Origin of the sequence: Streptomyces sp. NPDC007084 (assembly GCF_040703595.1) — a bacterium.
GTDB lineage: Bacteria > Actinomycetota > Actinomycetes > Streptomycetales > Streptomycetaceae > Streptomyces.
This window is the reverse complement of the sequence record NZ_JBEYFY010000026.1, coordinates 19,740-33,496: the sequence shown is the minus strand read 5'-3', so window position 1 is coordinate 33,496 and position 13,757 is coordinate 19,740. Positions and strand designations below refer to the sequence as shown.

Below are 13,757 nucleotides of genomic sequence, written 5' to 3'. Positions count from 1 at the left end.
GCCGATCAGCCCAGTCGACGAGCGCAATCAGAAACGATCGGGTACTGCAACCGATGAACTGATGAACGCACAATCGATGGCACGGGACGGGTGGCACGGTGGGCATGCGAGAGATGGCGCGGGCGCGGCGCGGCGCGTGGACGGCGGCACTGCTGGCCGGCGCGGTGGCGGGCTCCCTGATGACGGGCTGCACCGCGGGGAGCGGCAAGGGCGGCGGGCCCACCGACGACGGCCGGGCCAGGGTGCCGAGCGCCCGCCCGAGCGACAGCGCGAGCGCCACGGCGAGCGCCGGCTCCGTCCTCGCGGTGAAGATCGACAACGTGGCCGCGGCCCGCCCGCAGACCGGTCTGGACGCGGCGGACGTGGTGTACGCGGAACAGGTCGAGGGCGGTCTCAGCCGGCTGATGGCGGTCTTCGCGAGCACCTTCCCGCAGGCCGTCGGACCGGTGCGCAGCGCCCGCGAGTCGGATCTGGAGCTGCTGAGACAGTTCGACGAGCCGACCCTCGCCTTCTCGGGGGCCCAGCGCAAGCTGCTGCCGCTGATCGACAAGGCGCCGCTGCACCCGCAGCTCCCGGGCAAGGTGCCGGACGCCTGGTACCGGGGCAACGACAAGGCGGCGCCGCACAACCTCTATCTGCGGCCACGGCGGCTGGTCGGGGACGCGCCGGGCGCCGCCGCGCTGAGCACGGGCTTCCACTTCGGCCCCGCGCCCGCCGGGGGCACCGCGCAGGCCTCCCGCACGGTGAGGTTCCCGTCGGCCCGGTTCACGTTCACCTGGTCCGCCGAGCGCGAGCGCTGGACGGTGGCCATGGACGGCACGCCGACCGTGACCACGGAGGGCAGACCGGTGGCGCCGGCGACGGTGGTCGTCCAGTACGTCAAGGTGCGCAAGTCCGAGTACCACGACGTCCTCGGCAACAACTCGCCGTACACCGAGTCGGTCGGCACGGGGACGGCGACGGTACTGCGCGACGGCCGGGCCTACGACGCCGACTGGAAGCGGTCCGACGCGTCGGACGGCACGGAGTTCACGACGCGGGACGGGGCGCCGATGAACTTCGCCCGGGGGCAGGTCTGGGTGGTCTTCGCCAAGGCGTGAGGCGGGAGGCGTGCCGCGGCAGGTGTGCGGCGGCAGGTGTGCGGCGGCAGGCGTGCGGCGGCGGCGGGCGGTGCCCGTGGCGAGGTGTGCCGGAACTCGGCCTACAGGCCCGCCAGTGCCTGTTCCGCCTTGGCCACCAGTCCGTCGGCGCCGCAGGTACGGGCGAGCGTCAGGCCCTTGTTCAGTTCCGGCACCGAGCGGGAGAGGATGCCGTACTCGATCCGGGCCGCCGCGTGCTCGTACTGGCAGGGTGAGGACTCCAGATACGTGACCGCCTGCGCGGCGAGCCGGACCGCGCGCTGCCCGGTCTCCAGGCCGGCGGCGCAGCGCAGGGCCTCGCCGATCGCCGTGTCGGTGCCGAACCGCTCGGCCTGCCGGCGCGCCTCGGTCGCGAGGGCGGCGGCACGGGACGGGTCCTCCGCGGCGAGCGCCCGGGCGAGGTCGACGGCCCAGGGCGCGAGCACCGTGTTGTGGTGACCGCGCGCGGTGGCCGCCTTCTCCGCCGCCTCCAGTTCGTTGACGCCTTCCTTGGTGCGGCCGAGGGCGAGGAGCAGCCGGCCGCGGACGGAACGGGTGTCCGGGAGGACGATCGTGGAGGGGTAAGGCGGTGCGAAGCCGTAGCGTTCGGCGATCTCGGCGGCCTGATCGACATGGCCCCGGGCAAGCAGGGTGTCGATGAGTCCGCAGGTCGCCGACCAGTACAGCGGCAGTCCGCGGCCGACGCGCTCCGCGAGGCGCAGGGACTCGCGCTGGTAGTGCTCGGCGTCGGCCAGACGGCCCCGGCGGCGGTGGGCGAGTCCGAGGTAGGCGTTGGCCAGGGACTGGTGGCCGCCGCTCCAGTCGGCCTTCACATACGCGTGCAGGGCTTCGCTGAACAGGCTCTCGGCCCGGTCGAGCCGGTCGGCGTAGGCGTACGCGCTGCCCAGCATCAGCAGGAGTTCGACGCCCCACTCGGTGTCGGTCCAGCCGAGTCCGGGTGCGAGCCGGCCGTTGACGAGGGCGCGGTCGCAGAGTTCGACCACCTCCTCGGCGTTCTCGCCGCGGGTCATCGCGTCGAAGCCGCGCAGTATGAGCACGGCGCGCTCGGAGTTGTCGCGGCCGGTGCAGATCGCGGCGAGTTCGGCGAGACCGCTGGAGTGCCCCGCGCGCTCCTCGCCCGCGTGGATGCCCTCCCACATGTAGTGCACGGCCTGGAGCCGCATCCGGGCGGGCCCCGGTGTCAGCCGCTCCACCTCGGCGTCGACCGTGCGGACGGCCTCGTCCAGCTGGTTGTTGTGCATGAGCGCCTGGGACAGCCGGAAGACGGCGTCCACGCGGACGGTGTCCTCCAGCCCTGGCCGGTCGAGCGCGGCGCGCAGGTGGCCGATGGTCGTGGACGGCGCGGTCAGCAGGGTGGCGCAGCCCAGTTCGTAGAGCAGGAGCGCGTGCACCTCGGGCAGCGGCGGCTCCCGCAACGCCCGCTCCAGACAGCGGCGGGCGGCGTCCGGGGCGCCGACGGCGAGATGTTCGCGGGCGGCCTCGCGCATCTGCTCGACCAGTTCGGGATCGTCGTCCGGGTGCACTTCGAGGAGGTGACGGGAGGCCGCCGCCGCGCCGCGTCCCGACTCGGTGACCGCCCAGGCGGCCTGCCCGTGCATCGCGGTGCGCAGGGCTTCGGGGATCGAGCGGTAGACGGCGGTCGCGATCAGCGGGTGCACGAACTCCAGGTCACCGTCCGGCTCATGGCCGTTGGTGGGCTGAGTGGCCGTCAGGATGCGTGCGGCACTGAGGAGTTCGGCGCACTGGCGGGCCTCTTCCTCGGGAATTCCGGCGAGTTGGCCGGCGAGGTCGATGGAGATGCCGGTGCCGAGGATGGCGGCGGCCCAGGCAAAGCGGGTGGCGTCGATACCGAGGGTTTCGAGGCGGGCGACGAGTCCGCGCCCGCGCGCCGAGCGGTTCAGGGCGCGCAGTTCGGCGGCGGAGCCCTCGGCCGGTTCGAGTTCGCTGTCCTGGACCTTGGCGAGCAGTTCGACGGTCTCGTAGGGGTTGCCGCCGGTGACCGCCCAGACCTCGCGGCAGAACGGGTCGTCCGCGTGCTCGCCGAGTGTGGCGCGGGTGAGGCCTTCGGTCGCGCCCGGGGTGAGCGCGCTGAGCGTGGAGATCGGCAGGGCCGCGGCGGTGACGGCGTCGAGCAGCCGGGCGCTCTCACCGGTGACCCCGCCGGGCCTGCGGGCGACCACGACGAGGACGGCCAGGTCGTCGAGGCGCTCGGTGAACGCGGCGAGCCAGCGCAGGGTTTCCTGGTCGGCCCAGTGCGCGTCGTCGATGAGCAGCACGAGCGGCCAGTCGCGCTTGGCGAGCCGCCGCACCGCGACGACCAGGCCGTCGCAGACGCCCTGCGGATCGGGCTGCCGGTCGCCCGGTTCGACTATGCCGAGAGCGGGACCGGCGATGTCGTACCAGTCGCCGAGGTACTCGCGCGCCTCCTCCGGCAGCAGCGAGACGAGGGCGGGCTGAAGCAACTGCCGTACGACGTGGAAGGGGACGGACGTGACGGTCTCGCCGCCGCGCGCCGACCACACCGAGCAGCCGTTGCGCTCCGCGATCCGGCGCGCCTCGGCGAGCAGCGCCGTCTTGCCGAGGCCCGCGTCACCGCTGAGGACGAGCAGGCTGCCCGAGGTCGCGGAGTCCGCGCCCAGTGCGGTGATCGCCGCTTCGAGGGTGGCGATCTCCTCGTCGCGCTCCCACAGGGAGGCCGAGGCGCCCGCTCCGGGCCGTACCTCCGTCATCCCGCTACCTCCCCAGGTCGCCCAAACGACGTACAGGGAACGAGCGTAGCCGCCCGGGAGCCGCTGTGGTGGAGGGACCTGGCAGCAGTTGCCGAGACGGGTGACGGCGATGTATGGGGGCGACGCGCCGGGGTCCGCGACGAGCGTCCCGAAAGCCGCCGGCTCCTCGGCGGCCCGAGAAGTGCCGCCGTCCCGAAAGCCGCCGACTCCTCGGCCGCCCGAGAAGTGCCGCCGGCTTCGACCGTGGTTCGGGGGCTTCCTCTTTGAACCGGCGGAGGCTTCCACCCTGAGCCGACGGGCCCTTCACCCCCGCTCGGCGGGTCTTCCCCTCCGGCTCGGCGGGTCTTCCCCTCCCGCTCGGGGAACCTTTGTCTCCCGCTCGGCGGGCTTTTGTCTCTGGCCCGGCGGGCGCCGGGGGAACCCTCTCATCCGCCTTTCACCCGCGGCTCATACGGTGGGGCCATGACGCAGGTGACTCCCCCCGGCTGGTATCCCGACCCCGGGCAGACAAATGACGCTCCCGCCACCGAGCGCTGGTGGGACGGTAAGGCATGGACGGACCAGGTCCGTCCCGTCGGGTCGGCCGGCGCCTGGGGCCCTCCGGCGCAGCCGCCGGGCTTCGGACCGTATCCGCCGACCGCATCCGCTCCCCGGCGGCGCGGGGTACGTACCGCCATAGCCGTCGTCGCGGCGCTCGCGGTTCTCGGGGCGATCGGCGGCGGCGTGTACGCCCTCACCAAGGACGACGGCGGCGGCGGTTCCGCTTCCCGGGTCCCGGGTGGACCGGGCGGGCCCGACGGGCAGGGGGGACCGGGCGACGGGCCGAACGGGGACGGAAAGTCCGGCGGTTCCGGTGATTCCGGCGGTCCGGGCGGGGCCCCGGGAGACTCCGGGGGTTCTGACGGTTCGGGGGGATCCGGGGGCTTCGGTGACGAGTCGCCGGCGCCCGGAGAGTCGGGGCAGCCGCGGATCGAGGCCGGTTACGCCACGGACGTCTACAACGGCATCAGCATCCCGGTGCCGGACGGCTGGAGTGGCCGGGACGGCACGGGCACCGCCTCGGTGTCGACCAAGGACACCTACCCGTGCCCCGGCGACACCTCGCAGAAGTGCCAGCGCGGGGGCGCCTATTCGGCTCCCGCCAAGTTGCAGGGCCTGAAGGCGAAGACGCCGGAGGCGGCGGCCAAGGAGGACATCTCCAAGAACGCCGCCGAGTCGTACGGCAAGGGCTACGGCTCGATCACCTCGCACAAGGAGCTGGCGTCCAGGGCGGTCACGGTGGCCGGGCGGAAGGGCTACCTGGTCCGCTGGAAGGTCGTGACGAGCAAGGGCGACGACGGCTACGTGGAGTCGCTGGTCTTCCCCTCCCCGGCCGAACCCGCCTCGCTCGTCGTCGTCCGCTTCGGCGTCGACGTCAGCTCGAAGGCGCCCGAGCAGTCGATGATCGACACGATCACGAAGGGCATCAAGGTGGCCGCGGGGACCGGCGGCGACGGGCAGAACGTCTAGCGGTCCTTCTCCAGACACTCCAGACAGGACCGGCCCGCACCGGCCCGCACCGGCCCGCACCGGCACGCACCGGCACGGGTCGGTCGGTCGGTCGGTCGGTCGGTCGGTCGGTCGGCAACCAAATCGGCCGCCCGGTCGCCCGGCAAACAAATCGGCCGGGTGGAGCGCCCCTCCGCTCAAGGGGAACCCCACCCGGCCGGGGGGTGCGCGCCGCCCCCGTCCCCACGGTGCGGCGCGTGACAGGCCGTCGTCCGGTCATCCCGCGGACGGCGGCCTGGGTCTCAGGTCAGGCCGAGGGCCGGCAGCACGACCGCCTCCACGAACTCTGTGAGATACGACGCGTCCGCGTACGTCCCCTCCAGGAGGGGGCGGACGCGCAGCACGCCGAGTATCTGGGCCGGCACGAAGGGGAGCGCCGGATGGTCGGCGGCGATCTCGCCGCGCTCGATACCCCGGTCGATCATCTTCCGCAGCTCGGCGACCTCGGGCTCGACCAGCGCGTCGCGGAGCGCCTGCTGAAGCTCCTTGTCCTGCATCACGGCGTTGCCGAAGCCCTGGAGGAGTTGGGTGCTGTCCCGTGCCGTGGACCACTCCCCCGCCGCCCGGGCCGCCTCCCGCAGATCGCCGGCGAGCGAGCCGGTGTCGATGCCGGTGAACCGCGGGCAGCGGTTGCTGCGCAGCGCGGCGGCCACGAACTGGGGCTTGGTCTTCCACTGGCGGTAGAGCGTGGACTTGCTGCAGCGGGTGCTGGCGGCGACGCCCTCCATGGTGAGCGCCTCGTAGCCGCATTCACGGATCTGTTCGAGCACGGCGTCGTAGAACTCCTGCTCACGCTCGGGCGTGAGTTTGGAGCGGCGCGAGGCGACGACCGTCTCCGGTCCGTCCGCGGCCTGCGACGTCATGACGCTTCTCCTCGCTGCTTCCGGCTCGTGGGGTGGCGTGCTGCACACACTCTAATCGATACGCCAGTGTACCGGTACGAATCCGTATCGGTACACTGGCGTATCGGTACACTGTCGTATCGATGAGCCTTGGACAGGATCCAGTTCTCCGCACCGGATTCCGAGTGGATCCTGTCCTGGGCTCACCGCGCACCACCCCACGCACGATCGTCAGCAAGGGGGCCGGGGGATGGATTCCCGAACCGAGCCTGCAGATTCCCTGTCCACGTCCGCGTCCGAGTCGGCGCCCGATCCGGAGCCGCCCGACACGGCCACCACCGTGTCCGGGCCCTCCCGCGCGCTCGCGTGGGCGCGCGCCCACGCACCCCGCCCTGGGACGGGCTCGCGGGACACCGCGGCGCGTCCGCCGCTGGTGCGCGAGCTGCTGCTCGTCGTGGGGCTGTTCCTCGTCTACAAGGTCGGCCGGCAGCTGGCGACCGGGCACACCGCGGAGGCGTTCGGCAACGCGCACCGGGTGTGGGACGCGGAACGCGCACTCCACCTGCCGGGCGAGGGCGCCGTGCAGAGCGTCCTGCTGCACAGCGACACCCTGGTGCACATCGCGAACACCTACTACGCGACCGTGCACTTCCCGGCCACCGCGGCCTTCCTGGTCTGGCTGTATCTGCGCCGCCCCGCGCACTACGTGTGGGCGCGCCGCGTCCTGGCGCTGGTCACCGCCGCCGCCCTGGTCGGGCATCTCACGTTCCCGCTCGCGCCGCCGCGGCTGCTCGCGGAGAGCGGACTGCTCGACACCGGGCGGATCTACGGGCCCTCGGTGTACGGCGCGCACCCGGCGGCGGACGCGATGGCGAACCAGTTCGCGGCGATGCCCTCGCTGCACTTCGGCTGGGCGCTGATGGTCGCGATCGGGCTGATCGCGGCGACCCGGTCACGCTGGCGCTGGCTGTGGCTGCTGCATCCGCTGCTGACGCTGACGGTGATCGTGGGCACCGCCAACCACTACTGGCTGGACTCGGCCGTCGCCGCCGCGCTGCTGGGGATCGCGCTGGCCGTGGTCCACGCCCCGCGCCGCACGAGGACGACCGCCCCGCGCGGCCAGGGACACGCACACGCCCGCATCCCCGCGCAGGACCGGCCCGAACTCGTCGGAGCGGGACGATGAACCCGACCCTCGCCGCCATCGTCCTGTCCCTGTTCTCCGCCGTCGCCTACGCCGCCGCGGCCGTCGCCCAGGAACGCCTCGCCGCACGGTCGTCCGGCTCGGGCACCCTGAGCCTGCTCGCCCACGGCGCCTGGTGGTGGTCGGTGGTGCTCAACGCCTCCGCCGCGCTCCTGCACGTCGCCGCCCTCAAATACGGAACGCTCACCCTCGTCCAGCCGCTCGGCGCACTGACCCTGGTGGCCGCCGTCCCCCTCGGCGCGCGGGTCGCCGGCCGGCGCGTCAGCACCGTCGAGTGGCGCGGAACCGCCCTCACCCTCATCGGCCTCGCCGCGCTCCTCGTCACCGCGTCCGGGCCCGCCCCCGACGACGTGCTGAGCCTGCCCCAGGCGGTGGGCGTGGCCGGCACGACCGCCGTGGTCATCGGCGCCCTGTCACGCGGCGCCCGGCCCGGACTGCGGCACGCGACGGCCTCCGGGTTCGCCTCGGGGGTCGCCTCCGCCCTCACCCAGACCGTGACGGTGGCCGCGACGGACCGATCGGAACCGGTACTCAGCGCCCAGGTGATCGTGGTGGCGCTGCTGGTCGCGGTCTTCGCCGCGGGCGGCCTGCTGCTGTCCCAGACCGCCTACCAAGGCGGCCTCGGCGCCCCGCTGGCCGTCGTGACACTCGCCAACCCGCTGGCCGCCGCCGCGATCGGCCTGTCCCTGCTCGGCGAGCGCCTCCAGGGCGGAGCCGCCGGCATCCTGCTCGCCCTCGCCGGAGCGTCCATCGCCGGCTGGGGCGTGGTGACCCTGTCACGCTCGACACCACCACCCGCCCCGGAAACGGCCACGGCCACGGCCACGGCCACCGACACGAACACGGGCACGGGCACGAGCACCGACGCTCTCGGCGCCGACCCGTTGGCGGACGGCGACCATCCCGTCGCCGCGGTGCTGGCCCTGGAACCGGCGACGGCGACATACGAACCCTCGCTGCTGCCCCAGCAGCCCAGCCCGGGACATCTCACGTCCCTGTGACCGAAGCCATCCCGCGTTCTGGTGGGCGGGGGGGTATCTCACACCCCCGACAGGCAGACGGAAGGGCGGTCGCGGAGAGATCCGCGACCGCCCTTTTGTGCGTCCGGGCCGGGGCCCGGTCGGTTCATCCCAGTCCGCGGGAGTCCTGCTTGAGCGCCGTGTCGACGGTCAGCGCCGTCGCGACGACCAGGCTCAGCAGGGGCTCGGGGAGCTGGAAGTGGATCTGCAGGACGTAGTTGTCCGCGGTGGTGAACATGGTCTTGGCGAGACCTTCCCAGGTCTTCGTGATCCGGGCCACCTCGTTGCCTGCGTGGTCGACGATCGCGAAGTTCCAGGCCCGCCAGTTCTCCGCCTTGATCGCCCCGACCTGCTGGCCGTTGACGTTCATCGCGAAGTTGATCTTGCCGATCATGTTCTGCTGGACGATCTCGCCGACGGGCGAACCGTCCGGACGCGCGACGATCACCCGCGACTTGAGGAACTTCGCGGGCCGCGTCAGGAGCAACTGCGGCTGTCCGTGCGCGTCACGGATCTCCAGCTTGTGCGTCATGAACTGGTCGAGGCTGGAGACGAAGCGCAGGATCTTCTTGAGCGCGCTCTGCCCGACCTGGACGACCGAACCGATCAGGTTGCCCTGCTGGTCCATGACCTTGTACTCGTTGGTCAGCTCGATCAGCTTGGCCTTCTGGTTCACCACCAGGACCGGTTCGGTGAACAGGCTGCCGCCGCCGACGCCGCCCCCGGTGACGCCGGCCTGCTGCTGCACCTGACGCTGGACGCGCGGGTCGGCGGCCGGAGCGCCCTGCGGGGCGAACGCCTGCTGAGGCGCCTGGGCCTGCTGCGGAACCTGCTGCGCGGCCGGCGCCTGCTGCTCCGCGTTGGTGTGCTCGGTCCACTGCGAACCGTCCCAGTAACGCAACGTTTTGGGCGTTCCGTTGGGATCCGGGTACCAGCCTGCAGGTGTGTTCGAATGCGTGGTCACCGGGGCACACTACCGTGACATGGCCGGAAACCAACCGGCGGCGGGGTACCCATCAGACGGTGATGAGAGCCGGGTCACTGACACCGGGCCGGCCGTTCTCGACATGTCCGGCGAATCGCCGCAGGAAGCCCGCGTCCGTGTCGGAGGCCACACTCAGGTCGTACCACCGCTTGCTCGCCCGCAGGTCCACCGTGTGCTTCACGGTCGCGCCCGCCGCCACCCGGAAGACCTGCGTCTGACCGCCGTATCCGCTGGTCAGCGTCAGGTTCGCGGCGACCGTCGCCTTGTTGGTGAACGTCAGCTCCACGTTGTCGCCCACATGGCGGGCGGTGATCTCGGGGCCGGCGGTCTTGTTGGCGCCCTTGAAGGTGCGCAGGAAGCCGTTCGGGCCGTGCACGGTGAGGTTGTACGAGCCGCCGGAGTACACCGAGTTCCAGGTGTCGGCGATCGTTTTGCCCGCCTCGGTGGTGTACGTCCAGGGGCCGTCGGTGCGGTTTCCGGACGTGACGAGGAAGGCCGCGCCCGCCTTCGCCCCGGAGCCGAAGGTGAGCGTGAAGGTTCCGGCGGCGGTGTCGGCCGAACCGTCCACGAGGGGCGCGTACTTGAGCGGCCGGGCCGGGCGCGAGCCGCGCTCCTGCTTGGGCAGCGCCGGGTTCGCCGGCGGGGTCGGCACGTAGTCCGGGTGACGGTTGCGGTCCGGCGGCCGGTAGCCGTCGGTGCCGGGCAGCGCGGCCGGCTTGGTGTCCTGCTGCGCGAAGTCGAAGGCGGCGGTCAGGTCGCCGGTGATCGCGCGGCGCCAGGGCGAGATGTTGGGCTCGCGCACTTTGAACCGGGTCTCCATGAAGCGGATGATCGAGGTGTGGTCGAGCGTCTCGGAGCAGACGTAACCGCCCTTGCTCCAGGGCGAGACGACGAGCATCGGCACGCGCTGGCCGAGCCCGTAGGGTCCGGCGGCATAGCTCGCGTCGCCCTTGAAGAGGTCGGGGCCGACGTCGACGGTGGACTTGCCCTGCGCGGCGGACTGCGGCGGGAACGGCGGCACCAAGTGGTCGAAGAAGCCGTCGTTCTCGTCGTAGGTGATGAACAGCGCCGTCTTGCCCCACACCTCGGGGTTGGAGGTGAGCGCGTCGAGAACCTGGGAGATGTACCAGGCGCCGTAGTTCGCGGGCCAGTTGGGGTGCTCGGTGAATGCCTCGGGGGCGGCGATCCAGGAGATCTGCGGCAGCTTGCCGCCCTTCACGTCGGCCCGCAGCCGGTCGAAGAGGCCCTCGCCCTTGCTCGCGTCGGTGCCGGTGCGCGCCTTGTCGTAGAGCGGCTGGCCGGGCTTGGCGTTGCGGTACTGGTTGAAGTAGAGCAGCGAGTTGTCGCCGTAGTTGCCGCGGTAGGCGTCGGAGATCCAGCCCCAGGAGCCGCCTGCGTCGAGGCCGTCGCCGATGTCCTGGTAGATCTTCCAGGAGACCCCGGCGGCCTCCAGGCGTTCGGGGTACGTCGTCCAGCTGTAGCCCGCTTCGGCGTTGCCGAGGACCGGGCCGCCGCCCTTGCCGTCGTTGCCGGTGTACCCGGTCCACATGTAGTAGCGGTTCGGGTCGGTCGAGCCGATGAACGAGCAGTGGTACGCGTCGCAGACGGTGAAGGAGTCGGCCAGCGCGTAGTGGAACGGGATGTCCTGGCGGGTCAGATAGGCCATCGTGGTGGCCGACTTGGCGGGCACCCACTTGTCGTACTTGCCCTTGTTGAAGGCGGTGTGCCCGTCGCTCCAGCCGTGCGGGAGGTCCTGGATGAAGGCCAGGCCGAGGTCGTCAGCCTGGGGGTGGAAGGGGAGCACGTCCTTGGTGCCGTCCGACTGGTACCAGACCGACTTGGTGCCGGTCGTCGTGGCGGGGCGCGGGTCGCCGAAGCCGCGGACGCCCCGCAGTGAGCCGAAATAGTGGTCGAAGGAACGATTCTCCTGCATCAGGACGACGATGTGCTCGACGTCCTCGATCGTGCCGGAACGCTGCAGGGCGGGCAGGGCGGCGGCGCGCTCGATGCTGCTCGAGAGCGCGGTGAACGCCGCTGTGCCACCGGCGAGCTGGAGGAATCGGCGCCGATTCACGTGGGGCATGGGTGAGTGACCTCTCGTCCTGACGGGCCCGTGCGGCCGGTTTTGATGGAACGTGCGCGAAGCGAGTGTTCCAAGAGCACCAAACGTCAGGGAAGGGTCCTGCGGCTCTTGCGTGAAACTCGGAGGTACGCGAGACGAACGGTTCCGGCGGAGCGGTGGGTCCTCCCTCACCGGGGGTACGGTGCGGCCCCCTTGCCCGCGGAGGGTTCGGGCACGTCCACCGGCGGCACGGGGCGCCGGCGGGCTCAGGGCGGGTCGGGCTCAGGGCGGGTCGGGCTCAGCGCGGGTCGGGCTCGCGCAGTTCCCTCAGGACGCGGCGCAGTTGCTCACGCAGCGGGTCCGGGAGGGCCACCCCCTCCGTGGTGGCGACAAGGGCCGCGGCCACGTCCCGCAGCTTCACATTGGAGTGCTGCGACAGGTCCACCAGCGCGCTCCAGGCCTGCTCGCCGGTGCACGGGGCGAGGGCCATCACCATGCCGAGCGCCTGGTCGATCACCGGCCGGCTGAGCAGGGCGCGCGTCAACTGCGCCTTCTCCAGCCGTAGTCGGCGCAGCTCGGCGGCCGGTTCCGGGTCGCGCGCCGTTCCGGCGGCCGGTTCCGGGTCGCGCGGCGATCCGGCGGCCGGTTCCGGGTCACGGGCCGATCCGGCGGCGGGTTCCGGGTCGCGCGCCGATCCGGCGGCCGGCGGCCGGAGCCGGCCTTCCCGGGGGGTGCTCACCGGGTTCACGGCGGTCGCCTCAGCGTCCCCGGTCCCGGCGGTCCTCGCGCCTCCACTGGGCCCGGTGCTGACGGCGGTAGCGCCGGTCCCACCGCTCCTGCCGGTTCCGGCGCTGCCGGTACTCGCGGTACTCGTCGAGGTCGGAACGCGATTCCCTCCCCCAACCACCGCCCCGGTCGCGGCTGTTGCGCGCCAGGCCGAAGACGAGGACGCCCGCGATCAGCCACCAGACGGGGTGGAGGAAACCGAGCGCGAACACGACCACGATGAGTAGGAGCAGAAGGACGAACACGGCGGGCCTTCCCGGGACGGAGCGAAGCGTCACTGCCGGGGGCCGGGGCCTGTCCCAACAGCGTAACCCCGACAAGGGGTTGGGGACAGTGCCGCACGTCAGCCCCCAGCGGCTGCGCGGTTCACGGCAGGCGTGGGGCCGGCGGGGCCGGACGGTGAGGCGGCCAAGCGGTCCGGCGGTCGCCTGATGCCTCTGTCGCGTAAGGCGTTCGAGCGTCCGGGCAATCACGCGATGCCTGTCCCACGTATGACGGTCAGGCGGTCACGCGATGCCCGTGCCGCGGACGAGCAGCAGTGTCACGTCGATCGCGGCGACGGCGACCGCCGCCGCGAACGCGGCCCGTTCGCGGCGGCGCCCGAGCACCGTCCCCGCCACCGCCGCCGACGCGGCCGACCCGAGCGCCGCGAGTCCAGCGGCTCCGGGCGGTCCCGAGGGCCCCAGCACCAGCGCGGCGGAGGCGGCGACCAGCGGCACCGGCAGCAGCAGCCGGGCGCGGTCGGGGCCGAGGCGCTGCGGCCATCCCCGGACGCCCAGCGCCAGATCGGCGCGGATGTCCGGCAGTACGTCACCCAGGTGGGCGCCGATCCCCAGCAGCGCCCCGGCGGTGACGGCCCACCAGGCGGGCCAGGGCCGGTCCGGCAGTCCCAGCGCGACGAAGGCCGGAAGCGCCGCGAACCCCGTCGCGTACGGCAGCCAGGACCATACGGTCGACTTCAGGCGCAGGTCGTACGCCCACGCCGCCGCGACGCCGGTCAGATGGACCGTGCCGGCGAGCAGGCCGCACGCGAACGACAGCGGCACGCAGAGCGCGAGGGCCGTGTACGCGGCGGCCCACACCTCCGTCACCCGGACGGTGCCGTCGACGACGGGTTTGCCGTGCCGGCCGGCGGCGAGGTCGCGGCGCGCGTCGAACGCGTCGTTGCACCAGCCGACGGACAACTGGCCGGTCAGCGCGGCGAGGGCGGTCAGTACGCAGCGTGCCGCGCTCTGTCCCGCCGTGGCGGCGAGCGCGGTCGTCAGCGCGGTGACCGCGACGACCGGCCCGGGGTGACAGGACCCGGCCAGACCGGCCGCCCGGCCGGCCCACCGCGCCTCCGGGCGGCCCGCTGTCGACTGCCCGGGAGTACCCACGCGGCCGATCGTAGGCGCGCCGGCCCCGCCCGGACCGCATCCGCGCCGCCCGGGCCGGGAGCGGACG

At 72.7% G+C, this 13,757-nt stretch carries 11 protein-coding genes; 4 read left to right on the top strand and 7 right to left on the bottom strand.

The genetic code is table 11. The annotated features are described in order from the left end of the window. Nucleotides 1-104: 104 nt before the first annotated feature. Nucleotides 105-1,100, top strand: coding sequence for a DUF3048 domain-containing protein (locus tag AB0912_RS21535; protein WP_366702061.1), 996 nt, complete (start codon nucleotides 105-107; stop codon nucleotides 1,098-1,100). Between the two features lie 101 nt (nucleotides 1,101-1,201). On the opposite strand, the gene AB0912_RS21530 is transcribed toward AB0912_RS21535, so the two are convergent. Continuing rightward, nucleotides 1,202-3,868, bottom strand: a complete 2,667-nt coding sequence (locus AB0912_RS21530; protein ID WP_366702059.1) for an AAA family ATPase — start codon at nucleotides 3,866-3,868, stop codon at nucleotides 1,202-1,204. Nucleotides 3,869-4,330: 462 nt separating this feature from the next. Here AB0912_RS21530 and AB0912_RS21525 point away from each other — a divergent pair, with 462 nt between their 5' ends. Then, complete coding sequence (locus AB0912_RS21525) at nucleotides 4,331-5,377, top strand: DUF2510 domain-containing protein (RefSeq protein ID WP_366702057.1); 1,047 nt, start codon at nucleotides 4,331-4,333, stop codon at nucleotides 5,375-5,377. A 281-nt stretch (nucleotides 5,378-5,658) separates the two neighbouring features. On the opposite strand, the gene AB0912_RS21520 is transcribed toward AB0912_RS21525, so the two are convergent. Next, the gene (locus AB0912_RS21520) at nucleotides 5,659-6,279 is read right to left on the bottom strand and encodes a TetR/AcrR family transcriptional regulator (RefSeq protein WP_366702055.1); all 621 of its coding nucleotides are present in this window, start codon (nucleotides 6,277-6,279) and stop codon (nucleotides 5,659-5,661) included. 229 nt (nucleotides 6,280-6,508) lie between these two features. Between AB0912_RS21520 and AB0912_RS21515 the strand changes: the two genes are divergently transcribed. Further along, on the top strand, nucleotides 6,509-7,444 hold the full coding sequence (locus AB0912_RS21515) for a phosphatase PAP2 family protein (RefSeq protein WP_366702053.1): 936 nt from the start codon (nucleotides 6,509-6,511) through the stop codon (nucleotides 7,442-7,444). Further along, a complete protein-coding gene (locus AB0912_RS21510; RefSeq protein ID WP_366702051.1) occupies nucleotides 7,441-8,463 on the top strand; it encodes a hypothetical protein in 1,023 nt (340 codons plus the stop codon). Before AB0912_RS21515 ends, AB0912_RS21510 begins: the two co-directional genes overlap by 4 nt. 124 nt (nucleotides 8,464-8,587) lie before the next feature. On the opposite strand, the gene AB0912_RS21505 is transcribed toward AB0912_RS21510, so the two are convergent. From AB0912_RS21505 to AB0912_RS21485, 5 genes are all read right to left on the bottom strand, one after another. Beyond that, the gene (locus tag AB0912_RS21505; protein ID WP_366702049.1) at nucleotides 8,588-9,445 is read right to left on the bottom strand and encodes a phospholipid scramblase-related protein; all 858 of its coding nucleotides are present in this window, start codon (nucleotides 9,443-9,445) and stop codon (nucleotides 8,588-8,590) included. A 52-nt stretch (nucleotides 9,446-9,497) separates the two neighbouring features. Further along, the gene (locus tag AB0912_RS21500; RefSeq protein WP_366702047.1) at nucleotides 9,498-11,549 is read right to left on the bottom strand and encodes a phosphocholine-specific phospholipase C; all 2,052 of its coding nucleotides are present in this window, start codon (nucleotides 11,547-11,549) and stop codon (nucleotides 9,498-9,500) included. 277 nt (nucleotides 11,550-11,826) lie between these two features. Then, on the bottom strand, nucleotides 11,827-12,267 hold the full coding sequence (locus AB0912_RS21495) for an ANTAR domain-containing protein (protein ID WP_366702044.1): 441 nt from the start codon (nucleotides 12,265-12,267) through the stop codon (nucleotides 11,827-11,829). Nucleotides 12,268-12,286: 19 nt separating this feature from the next. After that, entirely contained in the window at nucleotides 12,287-12,559 is a 273-nt protein-coding gene (locus AB0912_RS21490; RefSeq protein WP_366702042.1) for a hypothetical protein, read from the bottom strand. Nucleotides 12,560-12,820: 261 nt separating this feature from the next. Continuing rightward, nucleotides 12,821-13,690 carry a UbiA family prenyltransferase gene (locus AB0912_RS21485; RefSeq protein ID WP_366702040.1) on the bottom strand — a complete coding sequence of 290 codons (870 nt, stop codon included), beginning with the start codon at nucleotides 13,688-13,690 and terminating at the stop codon, nucleotides 12,821-12,823. Nucleotides 13,691-13,757 lie beyond the last annotated feature (67 nt).